The organism is Pseudidiomarina woesei (assembly GCF_001418345.1).
Classification (GTDB): domain Bacteria; phylum Pseudomonadota; class Gammaproteobacteria; order Enterobacterales; family Alteromonadaceae; genus Pseudidiomarina; species Pseudidiomarina woesei.
On the sequence record NZ_LIPW01000003.1, the window covers coordinates 1 to 15,927 of the forward strand.

Annotated in this window: 16 protein-coding genes; 7 read left to right on the forward strand and 9 right to left on the reverse strand. The window is 45.5% G+C overall.

The genetic code is table 11. The features are described from left to right. Positions 1–198: 198 nt before the first annotated feature. Positions 199–1,869 (reverse strand): S8 family serine peptidase, encoded by a 1,671-nt coding sequence (locus tag ASC40_RS05800; protein WP_055438853.1) that lies wholly within the window; start codon positions 1,867–1,869, stop codon positions 199–201. 218 nt (positions 1,870–2,087) lie between these two features. Here ASC40_RS05800 and trmA point away from each other — a divergent pair, with 218 nt between their 5' ends. Continuing rightward, positions 2,088–3,200 carry a tRNA (uridine(54)-C5)-methyltransferase TrmA gene (gene trmA / locus ASC40_RS05805; protein WP_055438854.1) on the forward strand — a complete coding sequence of 371 codons (1,113 nt, stop codon included), beginning with the start codon at positions 2,088–2,090 and terminating at the stop codon, positions 3,198–3,200. Here the strand turns inward: trmA and ASC40_RS05810 are convergent. The 3 genes from ASC40_RS05810 to efp are packed head-to-tail and all read right to left on the reverse strand — an operon-like array spanning position 3,184 to position 5,167. After that, a complete protein-coding gene (locus ASC40_RS05810) occupies positions 3,184–3,564 on the reverse strand; it encodes a MerC domain-containing protein (protein ID WP_055438855.1) in 381 nt (126 codons plus the stop codon). The genes trmA and ASC40_RS05810 overlap by 17 nt on opposite strands. 53 nt (positions 3,565–3,617) lie before the next feature. Next, on the reverse strand, positions 3,618–4,589 hold the full coding sequence (gene epmA, locus ASC40_RS05815) for an EF-P lysine aminoacylase EpmA (RefSeq protein ID WP_055438856.1): 972 nt from the start codon (positions 4,587–4,589) through the stop codon (positions 3,618–3,620). An 8-nt stretch (positions 4,590–4,597) separates the two neighbouring features. Next, the gene (efp, locus tag ASC40_RS05820) at positions 4,598–5,167 is read right to left on the reverse strand and encodes an elongation factor P (protein WP_055438857.1); all 570 of its coding nucleotides are present in this window, start codon (positions 5,165–5,167) and stop codon (positions 4,598–4,600) included. Positions 5,168–5,278: 111 nt separating this feature from the next. On the opposite strand from efp, the gene epmB reads away from it, so the two are divergent. Next, positions 5,279–6,277: an EF-P beta-lysylation protein EpmB gene (epmB, locus tag ASC40_RS05825; RefSeq protein WP_241971001.1), complete on the forward strand. Its 999-nt coding sequence runs from the start codon at positions 5,279–5,281 to the stop codon at positions 6,275–6,277. Between the two features lie 4 nt (positions 6,278–6,281). Here the strand turns inward: epmB and ASC40_RS05830 are convergent, their stop codons facing one another. From ASC40_RS05830 to ASC40_RS05850, 5 genes are all read right to left on the reverse strand, one after another. Then, entirely contained in the window at positions 6,282–6,797 is a 516-nt protein-coding gene (locus ASC40_RS05830) for a DUF3016 domain-containing protein (protein WP_055438859.1), read from the reverse strand. Between the two features lie 274 nt (positions 6,798–7,071). Then, positions 7,072–7,752 carry a hypothetical protein gene (locus ASC40_RS05835; protein WP_055438860.1) on the reverse strand — a complete coding sequence of 227 codons (681 nt, stop codon included), beginning with the start codon at positions 7,750–7,752 and terminating at the stop codon, positions 7,072–7,074. A gap of 8 nt (positions 7,753–7,760) precedes the next feature. Beyond that, positions 7,761–8,921: an RHS repeat domain-containing protein gene (locus ASC40_RS05840; RefSeq protein ID WP_055438861.1), complete on the reverse strand. Its 1,161-nt coding sequence runs from the start codon at positions 8,919–8,921 to the stop codon at positions 7,761–7,763. 311 nt (positions 8,922–9,232) lie between these two features. Beyond that, a complete protein-coding gene (groL, locus tag ASC40_RS05845; RefSeq protein WP_055438862.1) occupies positions 9,233–10,867 on the reverse strand; it encodes a chaperonin GroEL in 1,635 nt (544 codons plus the stop codon). Between the two features lie 12 nt (positions 10,868–10,879). Beyond that, positions 10,880–11,173: a co-chaperone GroES gene (locus tag ASC40_RS05850; protein WP_055438863.1), complete on the reverse strand. Its 294-nt coding sequence runs from the start codon at positions 11,171–11,173 to the stop codon at positions 10,880–10,882. Positions 11,174–11,349: 176 nt separating this feature from the next. Between ASC40_RS05850 and cutA the strand changes: the two genes are divergently transcribed. From cutA to accC, 5 genes are all read left to right on the forward strand, one after another. Further along, positions 11,350–11,673 carry a divalent-cation tolerance protein CutA gene (gene cutA, locus ASC40_RS05855; RefSeq protein ID WP_055438864.1) on the forward strand — a complete coding sequence of 108 codons (324 nt, stop codon included), beginning with the start codon at positions 11,350–11,352 and terminating at the stop codon, positions 11,671–11,673. Beyond that, on the forward strand, positions 11,670–13,448 hold the full coding sequence (locus ASC40_RS05860) for a protein-disulfide reductase DsbD (protein WP_245622220.1): 1,779 nt from the start codon (positions 11,670–11,672) through the stop codon (positions 13,446–13,448). The genes cutA and ASC40_RS05860 overlap by 4 nt, the downstream gene beginning before the upstream one ends. A gap of 145 nt (positions 13,449–13,593) precedes the next feature. Beyond that, positions 13,594–14,058, forward strand: a complete 465-nt coding sequence (gene aroQ / locus ASC40_RS05865; RefSeq protein ID WP_055438865.1) for a type II 3-dehydroquinate dehydratase — start codon at positions 13,594–13,596, stop codon at positions 14,056–14,058. A 32-nt stretch (positions 14,059–14,090) separates the two neighbouring features. Then, positions 14,091–14,552 (forward strand): acetyl-CoA carboxylase biotin carboxyl carrier protein, encoded by a 462-nt coding sequence (gene accB, locus ASC40_RS05870; RefSeq protein ID WP_055438866.1) that lies wholly within the window; start codon positions 14,091–14,093, stop codon positions 14,550–14,552. Positions 14,553–14,575: 23 nt separating this feature from the next. Further along, positions 14,576–15,925, forward strand: coding sequence for an acetyl-CoA carboxylase biotin carboxylase subunit (gene accC / locus ASC40_RS05875; RefSeq protein ID WP_055438867.1), 1,350 nt, complete (start codon positions 14,576–14,578; stop codon positions 15,923–15,925). Positions 15,926–15,927 lie beyond the last annotated feature (2 nt).

A 15,927-nucleotide genomic window follows, 5' to 3' on the forward strand; every position in this document is an offset into this window, starting at 1 on the left:
TTTTCAGACTCAAAACTTGTGCTTTTGGCGACTTCGTTGTCTGCCTCAAGCGTGGGGCGCATTTTAGAGATTTAACTGGCTGCGTCAAGCGCCTTTTTCACATTTTTATGTGTTTTTTTGCCGACTGCTGATTTTGTGAACGAAGCGCGCAAAAAAAGCCCACCGAAGTGGGCTTTTGAGATAAAAAGTAATCAGCTCTTACTTTTTGCCATTACCTTTACCATTACCTGGGCCCTTGGTACCGCCATCGTCACCACCGGTGTCTCCGCCACCCGTGTCACCGCCAGTAGAACCACCACAGCCATTCGCTGTTAAGTAATCGACAGCATCTTTCGCTTGTACCAAGCCGTGACCATACATTGTGTCTCGCCCAGCGGCTCCTAAATCTTTAGCGGTGACTGCTAATGCGTTACGAATGTCGTCGTTAGAACAAGTCGTGTGATGCGACCATACTAATGCAGCTACGCCGGCAACGTGAGGTGTGGCCATAGAAGTACCGTCAAAGTATGCCCAGTCGCTATCAGTTACACCAACTGTTGTGCTGTTGCCAACTTGTCCTAATAAAGCAGCACCATCGGTATCACTAACGCCAACCGCTGGAATTGATGCAACGTAGTCACCCATAGTCCCCAATAAAGCACCGGGTTCGTTATTATAAACAACGGCACCAACACCACCACCGGATTCACAGGCTTGTACTTTTTCAGCAAATGACACAACGCCGCGCTCAATTAAACAGACTTTACCTGCTGCGTCTTGGCACGCAGAGTCACCTAAACCACAGTTTGCTAATGCACCTGTTGCCTGAGTACGTGCTGTACCTTCCATTGCCAATGCTTCAAACGCCGTACCCGCAACAGTTAGTTCAACTTTCTCGCCAGTTCCGCGTGGAACTGATGACAATACAGAAACACCTGGGCCCGCTAACTCAACCTGATCGGTTTGCTGCGAAAATGCTGCATGCTGTTCATTTGCATCAACTGCGGCGACAGAAACAACCGCGTCATAAGACGCTGGATATGAATGACGAGTGTTGCCGTCGTTACCCGCCGCAGCGATGCTGAGAATACCGGCTGCATTTAGCTGAGCGAATGCGCGTTCTTCGGTGCGGTTTGCACGTGAACCACCTAAGCTCATGTTAATTACATTTGCGCCATAATCAGCACATTGTTCGGCAGCGGCCATTAATGAAGAAGAATATGCCCAACCAGAAGCTGAGAATACTTTCACAATATGAAGATTTACCTGGCCGTTTGGCATAACACCCACAACGCCTTCGCCATTAGATAGAGCAGCGATGGTGCCGGCTACGTGTGTACCGTGACCATTTTCGTCGGTATACCAAGTACCCGTGCCTGAGTCATTCACACCGGTTACACCTGAAGTTTGTAGGTCTGGGTGTCCCATATCGTAGCCGGAGTCGATAATACAAACCGTACGAGTACCAGCTGCGCTATCAGAAACCAAGTCAGCCTGCACCATTTCGATACCATATGGCTTACCTGGTTCCCACTGAGTGCTTAGAATTTCGCGTTTTTCATCAGGAGTTACACTGATTACATTAGGGTTATTCATTAAGCCATGAATAGCTGAATGTGGAACTTCAATCGCCATGGCGTTGAATCGTTTGAATTGTTGTTTGATCTTGTCTTTATCTTTATCGCCGTCTTTATTGTCATCCTTACCATCCCAATGACCATCGGCGTCCTCATGAAGTGCAGCTTCAATTAAATGCTTGGAACCTGGCTTAAATTCGACAATAACACGCTCAAGTGCATCGCCTGCTTTACCATGAGCGTGAATAGCTGTGCTAACAGCTAATGAAAGCGCCGCTAATGTTAGCGCACCTACTTTGGTAGCTTTAGACATAGATTTAACCTTTTTATAGTTTTCTAATTGTTGTTCTTTATAATTTGAGTTGTTTTCGCAAACTTATTTTTTAAGTCGCGACTCCGCATCTTGTAACATTTTGTAACTATGCGCAATGTTATATTGTCAGTTTATGGTAAAGATCTATCGCTTCAGCTTGCTGTAGACTTTTCATTGAGCATCGTTACAATGCGCGCTCACTTATTTTAGGAGACGTTATGGCACACCTAACAACGAACCCAGCTGACTATACACGACAACTCGATGAAAAAGCTCAAACGTTGACGGCCATGCTCGCTCCTTTTTACAACGACACACTTGCCGTATTTGCATCGCCAGAAGAGTTTTACCGCATGCGTGCCGAGTTTCGTGTTTGGCATGACGGCGACGACCTGTACTACATTATGTTTGATCCCGAAACGCGGGAGAAAATTCGCATAGAATCATTTCCCGTTGCAAGTCGCCTTATTAATCAACTGATGCCAGCCGTGCTCGACTTCATTCGTACGCGCCCGGAACTTCGCCAAAAACTATTTCAAGTCGAGTTTTTAACTAGCACCACTAATGAAGCATTGATCTCAATGCTGTATCACCGTCAGCTTGACGCTGAATGGGGAGCTTCCGCGCAGGAGCTTCGTCAGTTTTTAAGCCAGTTTGGAAGCATTGATATAATTGGTAGAGCGCGAAAGCAGAAAATTTGTCTGGATAAAGACTGGATTACCGAGACCTTGATCATTGAAGGAAAGAAGTTTCAATTTCAACAGGTTGAGAATAGTTTTACACAGCCTAACGCAGCGGTAAATCAACACATGATTTCTTGGGCATTGGCGGCAACTGCGGATAATGCGGCAAACAGAAGTAAAGACTTACTTGAGTTATATTGTGGAAATGGCAATTTTAGCCTGCCACTTGCGCAGAATTTCCGCCAAGTGTTAGCGACAGAAATAAGCAAAACCTCGGTTAATTCAGCGCGCTACAATTGTGAGCTAAATGGCATCGATAATGTCACCTTAGTGCGCATGTCTGCTGAAGACTTCAGTTTGGTTATGGCGGGTGAGAAAGAATCGCGGCGTGCTGAAGAAGCTAACTTGAGTAGTTTTGATTGTAAAACCGTCCTTGTTGATCCTCCACGGGCCGGCTTAGATGATGATACTATTGAATTGGTACGACAGTACGAGACTATTGTGTATATCTCGTGTAATCCGGAAACTTTAGTCGATAACTTAAAGTCTTTGCAGCGCACTCACGAAGTCATTCAAGCGGCATTGTTTGATCAGTTCCCGTACACCCATCATATGGAAGCCGGGGTTTTACTTAAGCGGAAACCGTAGCGGGTTTGATTTGGCGCACTAAGCGTAGGTTAATCCAGTGCGCTGCAACAATTAGCCCGGCGCCAACTAGAATGATGATGGGTTCGCCCATTTCGCCTAGGCTATCTTTGTGCCAATACACAAAGCCACCGAGCAGCAGCATGACAAAAGGGTAAAATTTTGCGTGTTTACGAATACCTGCTGATAAGGCGATAATTCCAAGTACAATACTAGTACCTAAAATAACGCGCTCAAGCAGTTCTTCACCGATAAACGACAAACCGATTAACGACAACAACGGTAGAATAACAGGCAGCAGCAAGCAATGCAGCGCACAAAGCGTGGTCACCCACATTCCTGTTTTATCTAATGAGCGTTGTGTCATAACGGTTCCTTACGACCTGATTCAGCGGTTTGTTATAGTATAACATTACTTAATCAGGCGCAAGAAATTGCGAAGGGTAACACTTGCGCAATGTCATCTTTTTTTGACTGCAACATCAACAAACGGTCAAAGCCTAATGCAACTCCGGCGCATTCAGGGAAGCCTGATTCTAACGCAGCAATCAAGCGAAAGTCAGCCATGCGCTCAGGTTTCTGGTGTTGCTGGCGTAACACATTATCATGCTCAAATCGCTGCTGTTGCTGCGACGCATCTGTCAGTTCTTGATAGCCATTAGCGAGTTCAATACCACCGACATACACTTCAAAGCGTTTAGCAACGCGAGAGTCGTGACGACATAACTGCGCCAGAGCTGCTTGGCTAGCTGGAAAGTCATTGATAACTGTAATGCTCTTTGGGCAAAAGCTCGGCTCAATAATAACTGACATCGCTAGCTGTAACAGCGTATCCCGGTCATCTTCGCGCGCACTCAGTTCGGCGACGTGGCTGTGCTGGCTGAGATTTGCTTTAATTTCAGCTACCGTTGCTGTTAGTGGGTCGAGTTGCAAGGCTTGCAAAAAAGCCTGTTGGTAGCTCAACTGGGTTACCGGCAAACTGCCGAGCGTTAATTGCAATAACGCAATCACCTCATCGATTAACTGCGTCATTGTGAAGCCAACCCGATACCATTCAAGCATGGTAAATTCAGGGTTATGATGACGCCCAACAAGGTCATCCCGAAATACTTTACCCAGCTGATAAATGCTCGTTTGATGCGCAGCAACCAACCGCTTCATGGCGTATTCAGGTGATGTTTGTAAGAAAAACGGCAGCTTAGGAAACGCTTGTAATTCAGTGGTGAGATTTCCCAAATGAAGATCGGTGACGCCAAACCGGCTTAATAATGGCGTATCAACTTCTAATACATCGCGCTGGGAAAAAAAATCTCGTACAGCGCGAAACAATGCAGCTCTTTGTTTTAATGTCGCAAGCGTTGCGCTTGGACGCCAATTATCAGAGAGCTGCATACCTAAACTTATTTTTGTACGCGAGACACGTATTCGCCAGAGCGCGTGTCTACTTTGACAACTTCGCCGGTTTGTACGAATAGCGGCACACGAACAACAGCGCCAGTTGACAAAGTAGCAGGCTTGCCGCCGGTACCCGCTGTGTCGCCTTTCAAGCCTGGGTCAGTTTCAACAATTTCAAGCTCAACGAAGTTCGGCGGGGTTACGGCAATTGGATTGCCATTCCACAACGTCAATGTACAAACGTCTTGCTCAACTAGCCACTTGGTCATGTCGCCTACAGCTTTCGCGTCAGCTGCTAGCTGTTCGAAGGTTTCGTTGTTCATGAAGTGCCAGAACTCGCCATCGTTGTACAAATAAGCTAAATCCATGTCGATAACGTCGGCACCTTCAACAGAGTCACCAGACTTAAAGGTTTTTTCAACAACTTTGCCGCTGATCAATTTACGGATGCGAACACGGTTAAATGCTTGGCCTTTACCAGGCTTCACCACTTCGTTTTCTAAGATGTTGCACGGTTCACCATCTTGCATGATTTTCAAACCGGCTTTAAATTCGTTTGTGCTGTAATTCGCCATAGCTTCCTCATATGCTTTCAAATTAAGCGATTTCGCCGGCAATAATAAACCATAACGGGGCAATTTTCAGGTAAAATAATTCGCGTTAATCAACATTTTTAAAAGGTGCCTGTGTTAAATCGTCAAATCGTACAAGTACGCCCTCAGTGGCAACAGGAACTCGCACAAGCCATTAGCGATCCATACCAACTGGCGGAAATTCTTGAATTGCCAAAGTCTTGGGCCGATCACCACGCCGCCGCTCGTGAATTGTTCCCATTGCGGGTACCACGATTTTTTGTCGACTTAATGCAACACAAAAATGAACAGGACCCCTTGTTGTTACAAGTTATGCCGAATGCGAATGAATTTCTGCAGCACCCAGAGTTCATTACCGATCCGTTACAAGAACAGCAAAGCAGCTATACGGGCATCTTGCATAAATACAGCTCACGCGTACTGGTGATTTTACGTGGTGGTTGCGCAGTAAATTGTCGATACTGTTTTCGGCGTCACTTTCCGTATGAGCAGCATCACTTTGGCCGCGAGCAGTTAACACAATTAGTCGCACTAGTGAAATCAGATACCGCCGTTAACGAGGTTATTTTAAGTGGTGGTGATCCGTTAATGGCTAACGATACGCAATTATCTAAAATTATAGATGCCCTAGAAGCGATACCTCATTTGAAACGTATTCGCATTCATACTCGCTTACCAGTGGTTATTCCTTCTCGGCTTACGAAAGAACTGTGCCAGCACCTGGCACGAAGTCGACTGCAAGCGGTAATGGTGTTACACATAAATCACCCTAATGAAATAAGCTCACTATTAAACACGCACCTGAATGATTTTCGCCGAGTCGGCATTACTTTGCTAAATCAGAGTGTATTACTAAAAGGCGTTAATGACAGCGCAGCCACTTTAGTTGAATTAAGTGAACGTTTATTTGATGCTGGGATAATACCCTATTACTTACACCTGTTAGACAAAGTTGCTGGTGCCAGTCATTTTGATATAGACGAAAAAAAAGCACGCAACCTGTTGATAAAGGTGCGTGCTCAAGTTGCAGGGTTTTTAGTGCCTCAGCTAGTTCGCGAAATTGCCGGCGAACCGAACAAAACGCCGATTTGACCGATTATTGTTTAAATGTGTCGCTAAACCAACGATCTAACAATTGCTTTTCGTAATACAAGTTATCGCGTCCGGTTGCCATTGTTGAACGACGCGTCGTCATAGGCGCTAAATTTTTTAATTCAATCATTTCGCCACTGGAAATCGTTTCACCTTGATCGTTCAAATATTCAAACGAAATTATCAGCTCAGGATAAGACAGGTCATCAAGTATACGTTGATGTGTACTTGCCAATGCGCCAAACGTCGGTTCAATGCGGCCGGCAATATCGACATCATTGAAAGTAACCGCCAATGAATTACTTGCAGGCAACTGTTCTGCCAATTTTTCAACGTGTTCCGTCAATGCTTTCATAACCGATTCTTCAAAGCGATCTTGCCGAGCATTTACCGCCTTAATATCAGTGAATGATTTTACGTCATCCCATTTCACTGTAACTTGGGCTGCGTGAGCTGATGATGACACAAGCCCGATTGACACACTCAAAACACCTATTACTAAGAATTTCATCGCATTCATACTATCTCCTTAGAACACTCTATCAGCACATTTTGCTGTACGTGTTTCACTAATTATTATCCTGTAAGATGCGGTGGACTCAAAGTTTGTGACAAATAATAAAGTGCCTGTGACCTTATCGGCCGGAAAAAGCGTGCAAATATTCTACGAGATGACTGTGTTATAAATGGGGTATTTACAGGGCTGCTGGTGATGCTCCGAATGCCTATCCGAAAAAGCCAAGCGGGGGCTTGGCTTAATAAGTTACTCTTTTATCATTAAATAATTTACTCAGCTATAAATTATCATCCAGTAATTTAATCGACTGAACAATTGACGTTTCTATCTCTTTTGCGGCAGCTCTCCAATTACTTTCTGACTCTTTAGAATTGGGTGTATAGTCAAAACTAAGCTGTAAGTAATGAGTGTCGGACAGTTTTGTCACATAATTAGAATTAGGCTGATTACGATAAGTGATATTATAATATACAAATTCTTTTCCATTAATTTCGATCTCTTCATATTTCTTTGGTAATTCCACAACGGCTACACCATCAATATAATTCCCGATCATTTCTTCATGCTCTTTTCTAGTCTGCTCCTTAAGGTGTGTTTTTAAGGCTTGACTATTTTTCAAGGATTCACTATCTGTAATTTGAACTAAAGCAATAAAAGACAAATTTCCATAAGTGCGGCCAATAAAGCGTGACTTCCATCCCCAAACATTTTTTATAAAAATATGAACATTATGTTTATTGTAAATAGACCTATCAGCTATATTCACAGTCGAAGGAATTTCTTTTTCTTTTCCAAAGATAAACTCTTTATCCTGTTCTTTGGCAGGCAGCGAAATTTCTAATACCTTATCACCAAGGTTAATTTTGTGATGAATCATTTGTTCATTTCCAGAATCTTGTTTACTTAAAGTACAGCTTGTAAATAACAATGTTGTCGCTAATAGTACTACAGTTTTCATGGTTGCTCCTAATGAGTATATTCGCACATTTGGCACGGCATTGTATGAGGACTCCAGTAGGGATCATTCTCACTCCCAACCAAAGATGGTGCGTTCCATATAGACCGAATTATTTTGAAAGGATTTGCTGTATTGAGACCGATAATGTTAGGGACTGCATCACCAGGGTGATTTAAAAAGCCTCGAATGCTCACGTTAGAAGATGCCATAATTCTTTTGGTCATCCAAGTATTGCTGGCTGATGCATGAAACGCAACTGTAGTATTAGATAAATCTTTTCCTAAATACCTGACAGCTTCTGCAAAAATGGCACCGCCTTGACTATGGGCAACCCACTTTACTCTTATCCCAGCCTTTTGAGTATCATCCAGTACTCTAGCAAGCCCTTTTGCAACATCAGTAGTCCAACCCATTTTATCTCGGAAGGTTTCCCATGAATCCCAAAACACACCTTCTGTTGGGTTATGGTACAGTGTGTATTCTGTAATTTCGTCATCTTCGTATGCATGCTCTAAATGATCACCCATCAGCCCTGCCGCCCTATCAGCTTCATTCAGAATTCCATTTACAGCCGCATGCGCCGTCGTCACAGAATCGACTTCCCCTGCAATCTGCCACTTACCTTTAACTTTAACTACTTTATAAAGTGTTCCGCCAGATGAGGATTTTGAGCTACTACCTCCTCGCCTTTTCTTGATATATCCATCATCTTCAAGCTTACTCATTAACTTTTCAGCTTCTTGACCCTTAATGGCTTTAGGATGATTTAAGTTAACGTATCCATTCGATACTTCGAAGCCAAGTTTGGTTAACACTTGCTCTAACTCTTCCAACGTGCCTGTTTCGCGATCCCATATGGTTTCCCATTTATACCCACTCGGATCCGTCCCTGCCAATGGGTTGTTCATGATGTAGCTGTAGGGGTTCATGGACTGGCTGTTACCAGGGCTTTGAACGAATGGATCAACGGAGAGGAATCGGCCAAGATTGTAGTCGTACACCCGCCCGTTCATATGAATCAACTGCGCTTCATCAATGTGCTCGTGGTCGGTGAAGCCGCGTTGGGTGAACGGTGTGCCGCTGGCGATGGTCAATAGCGTGGCCGTGGAGCTAGCCTGCATGGTGCCATAGCGTGGCTTGCCAAATGGGTCGTAGCTACGATGCTCCATAATGAGATTGTGGTGGTTGGTTAGCGTTACCACCGAGCCTAAGCGGTCACGCAAGGTGTAGGTGATGTCGTAGCGCGGTACTTCCTTGTTGAGTTTGCATGAACGTCCGTGCTTTTATTGGTTTGTTATAAACTGTTTATAACAATTTAATAAATAAATGCAATAAAATTTTAACCTTTGCTGTGTTCACAAATAAAAAGGGAGATGCCGAAACACCTCCCCTTTCCTGACTGTCTACATTGATGTCTATAATTGCGTCTACACCAATATCAACTAATTGTTTTTGAATGGATTATATGATGCAACCGAAATTACATCATGCCGCCCATTCCGCCCATGCCGCCCATGTCTGGTGCAGCCGGCTCTTCTTTTGGAATTTCAGCAACCATAGCTTCAGTGGTAATCATCAATGCTGCCACTGATGCTGCAAATTGCAGTGCTGAACGCGTTACTTTGGTTGGATCCAAAATACCCATTTCTAGCATGTCGCCATAGGTATCGTTGCCTGCGTTGTAGCCATAGTTGCCTTCACCGTTTTTCACGTTGTTAGCTACTACTGATGCTTCGGCGCCAGCGTTGGTTGAAATTTGACGCAATGGCGCTTCCATAGCGCGCAATGCCAGCTTGATACCTACGTTTTGGTCTTCGTTGTCGCCACGCAAGTCAGCTAGTTTGCTCGCTGCGCGAACTAGGGCAACACCACCACCAGGTACCACGCCTTCTTCAACCGCTGCACGAGTTGCATGCAGGGCATCTTCAACGCGCGCTTTTTTCTCTTTCATTTCCATTTCAGTGGCTGCGCCAACCTTGATTACCGCAACACCGCCAGCTAATTTAGCTAGACGTTCTTGCAGTTTCTCACGGTCGTAGTCTGAAGTGGTTTCTTCAATTTGCTGACGAATCTGGCTAACGCGACCTTCAATGGCTGCTGCATCGCCGCTGCCATCAACAATGGTGGTGTTATCTTTGTTGATAACAACACGTTTCGCGGTACCTAAGTCTTCAAGCTGCGCTTTTTCTAGTTCCATGCCAATTTCTTCTGATATGACATTACCACCAGTCAATACTGCGATATCTTGCAACATTGCTTTACGACGGTCACCAAAGCCAGGTGCTTTTACGGCTGCAACTTTGACGATACCGCGCATGTTGTTCACAACCAAAGTTGCTAAGGCTTCGCCTTCAACATCTTCAGCGATGATCAACAATGGTTTGCCTGATTTCGCAACACCTTCAAGTACCGGCAACAATTCACGGATGTTTGAGATTTTCTTATCAACCAACAAGATAAATGGGCTGTCTAACTCAACTGAGCCGCTTTCTTGATTGTTGATGAAGTATGGCGATAAGTAGCCACGGTCAAACTGCATGCCTTCAACCACGTCAAGCTCGTCTTGCAGCGCTTGGCCTTCTTCAACGGTAATTACACCTTCTTGACCCACTTTGTCCATCGCTTGGGCAATGATTTCGCCAATAGTGGCGTCAGAGTTTGCTGAAATGGTACCAACTTGCGCAATCGCTTTTGAGTTGTTGCACGGCTGAGACAATTCTTTCAGCTCAGCAACAGCAGCGATAACTGCTTTATCAATACCGCGCTTGAGGTCCATTGGGTTCATGCCCGCAGCAACTGCTTTTAGGCCTTCGTTAACGATAGCCTGCGCTAAAACGGTTGCAGTGGTGGTACCGTCACCCGCTTCATCGTTTGCTTTAGACGCGACTTCTTTTACCATTTGTGCGCCCATGTTCTCGAACTTGTCTTCAAGCTCGATTTCTTTGGCCACTGAAACACCGTCTTTGGTGATTAGTGGCGCGCCAAATGATTTTTCTAAAACAACGTTACGGCCTTTCGGGCCCAAAGTTACTTTCACTGCGTCAGCAAGAACGTTCACGCCTTTCAGCATGCGCTGACGTGCATTGTTACCAAATTTTACTTCTTTAGCTGTCATGTTCGTTTCTCCTTAACCTTCGATGATCGCAAGAATGTCAGACTCACTCATGATCAGGTATTCTTCACCGTCGATCTTCTGAGTTTTTACACCGTAGCTTTCGTTAAATAGCACAGCGTCGCCTACTTTTACGTCTAACGCTTTCACGTCACCATTGTCCAAAATGCGACCATTGCCTACGGCAACAACCTCACCGCGGGTTGATTTTTCTGCTGCTGAACCGGTCAGCACAATTCCACCTGCAGATTTGGTTTCTGCTTCCGAGCGCTTAATGATCACACGATCATGTAAAGGACGAAGTTTCATCGTTGATAACTCCTAAACCTAAGGTTGTGGTTAATAACACTGCCCCAGTGATGAGCCGGAGCTGTTAAAAAATTGTCTGTGCCCCTGTTTATGGGGGAGAAAAATTTGATATCAAGGTTTTCTGATAATTTTTTTTTGTTTTCGTATACTGAGCAAAATGTTACCAAGGTGAGCTTATGCAAACTGAATTTCGCTTAGTGCTTTGTAGCTGTCCTGACAAACATGTCGCCAAAGCCATTGCCGACAAAGTGTTGCGCGCGCGACTTGCTGCTTGTGTGAATATCTCAGCGGCAAGTACATCAATGTACTGGTGGGATGATCACATTCATGCCGAAGAAGAAGTCACAATGCAGATCAAAACCACCAACGCTTCATTGAACGCGTTATTTGATCTGATTCAAACTGCGCACCCGTATGATGTGCCAGAATTAATTGCTTTACCCATAACCGAAGGTTCGCAAAGTTATCTTGCGTGGCTAACACAGGTAACCCAACAATGATGCATCAGCTGTACCGTATTGCTCTTGGTTCTCTCGTTCTTATTTGTGCCATGCTATGGGCAGTTGCGCCTTCTACGCAGGCTGCACAAAGTCAATTTGAGCTGCAACAAAACGACTTGTTTGCCTCACAAAATCAGTTTTTACCGGTTGATGAGGCGTTTCGTTTTGACTTTCAGCAACAAGGTAGCCAGTTGACCTTAACGTGGGATATTGCTGACGATTACTATATGTACCAACATCGGTTTGTGCTGAAATCGCCAGTACAGTTGGCTGCTGAACCACATCTGCCGCCAGGTGAAGCGCACTTCGATGAATTTTTTGGCGAAACCACGGTATATCGGAATTCCGTAGAAATCACCTACCAGTTACATTCAGCCACCCCAGATCAAGAATTCATTATTTCTTACCAAGGTTGCGCCGATGCTGGCTTATGTTACCCGCCGACTGAAAAAACTGTTTATCTAAACGGCGTTCAGGGCGAAGGTGAAGCTGCTGTGAATTTTGAACAAATTGCCGAAAACAGCCAACAAAATACCTCAAGCTTTTTTGACACCATTACCGACCAGCCTTTGTGGCTTGTTCTACTTATGTTTGTGCTGCTCGGCATCGGGCTCGCATTTACACCCTGTGTATTACCCATGTACCCAATTATTTCAGCCATTATTATGGGGCAATCGAACAACGCCGCGAAACCGCTTAGTACGCGCCGTGCGTTTACCCTCAGCTTGGCCTATGTGCAAGGTATGGCAATAACCTATTCTTTGTTAGGTATAGTGGTTGCATTAGCCGGACTGCGATATCAGGCCATGCTGCAACACCCTGCAATATTGATCACGCTGGCGGTAATTTTTGTGGTGTTATCACTGAGCATGTTCGGTGCGTATACCTTGCAATTGCCGCAACGCTGGCAGAATTACTTCAACCAATTAAGTCAATCGCAACGCGGTGGTGCGCATTCCAGTGTGTTTATTATGGGCGCGGTGTCCGGGTTAATTGCTTCACCTTGCACTACGGCACCGTTATCAGGCGTATTGCTGTTTATTGCACAATCAGGCGATATCACTATTGGCGGTGCGGTGCTGTATGCGCTGAGTGTTGGCATGGGCCTGCCGTTATTGCTGTTTGGCGTTACCGGCGGCAAGTTGCTACCCAAAGCCGGCGCTTGGATGAACACCATCAAACGGTTGTTTGGTGTTGTGCTACTGGGCGTTTCCTTAGTGCTGATTGAACGGCTAATTCCATACACGATTGCTGACTGGTTGTGGGTCGTCTTTATTATTGCCAGTGTTGCGTACATGGCACTAAATGACATACGCGAGTTGACCACCAAAGTTGCTGCGCGATTTACTACGGTATGGATAGCCATTGGTGCGGTTTTACTGTTCGCTTGGTGGCCACAGCCACACCATAGTCTGCCATTTGAGCAGGTTTCGAGTGTTGCAGAAATTGAGCAGGCGCTGCAACGTGCCGAGCGTAATAACCAACTGGTCATGCTTGATCTCTATGCAGATTGGTGTGTGGCGTGCAAAGATTTTGAGCGCAAAACATTTGCCGATGAGCAAGTGCGGGCAGTTACCGACGACATGGTATTGTTGCAAGCTGATGTGACCATGAACTCGGCTGAAAATAACGCCATTTTGCAGCGTTTTCAGGTTTTGGGGCTACCCACTATTTTATTTTTCAGCGCTGAACAAGAACTTAATCGCTCGCGAGTAACCGGTTTTATGCCGCCAGAAACCTTTGCTGAACACATTCATGCGTTAAAAACACGTTAAAACTTGCTGCGATCGGCGGTGATAAGACCAGTATTTTGCTGCTTATCTGCATTTTTTCTCTATAATGCTGAAATAACGGTTGAACTAGAGGCCTATACTGGCCTCTAATATCAATACAATAACGTTCGCAGCAGATAGCAGCATTATGACGACAAATAACCAGAAAAAACATAGAGTTCTCTTGCTCAACGGGCCTAACCTTAATTTGCTAGGCACCCGTGAACCCGATGTTTATGGTCATGCCACGCTTGACCAAATTGAACATCAACTGCGTGAACAAGCCGAAGCCATAGGCATTACTTTGGATTGTCGTCAATCAAATGCCGAGCACCAACTTATTGATTGGGTGCACGAGGCACGTACAACTCACGTTGACTTCATTCTCATTAATCCGGGCGCATACACCCATACAAGTATTGCGTTACGCGACGCTTTGGCCGGTGTAGCTATTCCGTTTATTGAAATTCATCTTTCCAATATTCACGCTCGCGAAGCATTTCGCCAGCATTCCTATTTAGCAGATATCGCAACTGGTGTTATTTGTGGTTTTGGCGCGCAGGGCTACGACTTTGCGTTGCAAGCAGCCAAACAGCAACTTTCACAGTCATAACTTTCTAGACATTTATTGGGGTTAAAGCAGGCATGGATATTCGTAAAATTAAAAAGCTTATTGAACTCGTCGAAGAGTCAGGCATTGCCGAATTAGAAATTACCGAAGGTGAAGAGTCAGTACGTATTCACCGCGGCGGCAGCCAAAGCGCACCAATGCATTATCAATTACCACCTCAGCAGTATGCCCACGCACCAGCGCCGGCACCAGCAGCGCCAGCCGCTGCACCAGCTGAAGCGCCAGCCGCACCAGAGCTATCTGGTCACGTGGTTAAATCACCTATGGTGGGTACCTTCTATGCAGCTCCAGCTCCGGGCGCCGCTGATTTCGTAACCGTTGGCCAACAAGTTAAAGCTGGTGAAACCCTGTGTATTGTTGAAGCCATGAAGATGATGAACCAAATTGAAGCCGACAAAGGCGGCGTGGTGAAGCAAATTCTTGTTGAGAACGGCGAACCGGTAGAGTTCGACCAACCTCTGTTTGTCATCGAATAAACGTATCGATACAGGACATAGTCATGTTAGATAAGGTAGTGATAGCAAACCGAGGCGAGATTGCGTTGCGTGTTCTGCGCGCATGTAAAGAACTCGGTATTAAAACTGTGGCGGTGCATTCAACCGTCGATCGTAATTTGAAGCATGTGTTGTTAGCCGACGAGTCTATTTGTATTGGTAATGCACCAGCAACCGACAGCTACTTAAATATTCCGCGCATTATTAGTGCCGCTGAGATTACCGACGCGGCGGCTATTCACCCAGGTTATGGGTTCTTGGCTGAAAACGCTGATTTTGCCGAGCAGGTAGAAAACTCAGGCTTTATTTTTGTTGGCCCTACGGCAGATGTTATTCGCTTAATGGGCGATAAAGTATCGGCAATTGAAGCCATGAAAAAAGCCGGTGTTCCGTGTGTGCCAGGTTCTGGCGGCCCACTAGGTGACGACGACGCAACCAACAAAAAAATCGCCAAGCGTATTGGTTACCCAGTGATTGTAAAAGCTGCAGGTGGTGGCGGTGGCCGCGGCATGCGCGTAGTACGCAAAGAAGAAGAGCTAGTACGCGCTATCAGCACCACTAAGGCTGAAGCCGGTGCTGCATTTGGTAATGACATGGTGTACATGGAGAAATTCCTAGAAAACCCGCGTCACATTGAAATTCAGGTTTTAGCCGATGGCCAAGGTAACGCGGTTTACTTAGGCGAGCGTGATTGCTCCATGCAACGTCGCCATCAAAAAGTGGTAGAAGAAGCACCAGCACCTGGTATTACGCCTGAAATGCGTAAGTTTATTGGTGAGCGCTGTGCGAAAGCATGTATAGAAATTGATTATCGCGGCGCGGGTACTTTTGAGTTCTTATATGAAAACGGTGAGTTTTATTTCATAGAAATGAACACCCGTATTCAGGTGGAACACCCAGTGACCGAAATGGTAACCGGTATCGATCTCATTAAAGAGCAATTGCGCATTGCTGCGGGTCGTCAGTTATCTATTTCACAAGAAGATATTGTAATTCGCGGGCATGCGGTTGAGTGCCGTATTAACGCGGAAGATCCGAACACATTCGTCCCATCGCCAGGCTTAATTAGTCGCTTTCATCCACCTGGTGGTCTAGGCGTCCGTTGGGACTCTCATGTGTATGCGGACTATAAGGTACCGCCTAACTATGATTCGATGATCGGCAAGCTCATTACTTACGGTGAAAATCGCGATGTGGCTATTGCTCGTATGCGCAATGCCCTGAGTGAGCTTATTATTGAAGGCATCAAAACCAACGTGCCGCTGCAAAAAGACATCATGGCTGATGAAAACTTCCAGCACGGTGGTACCAACATTCATTATCTTGAGAAGAAACTTGGCATGGGTGGTCACTAACC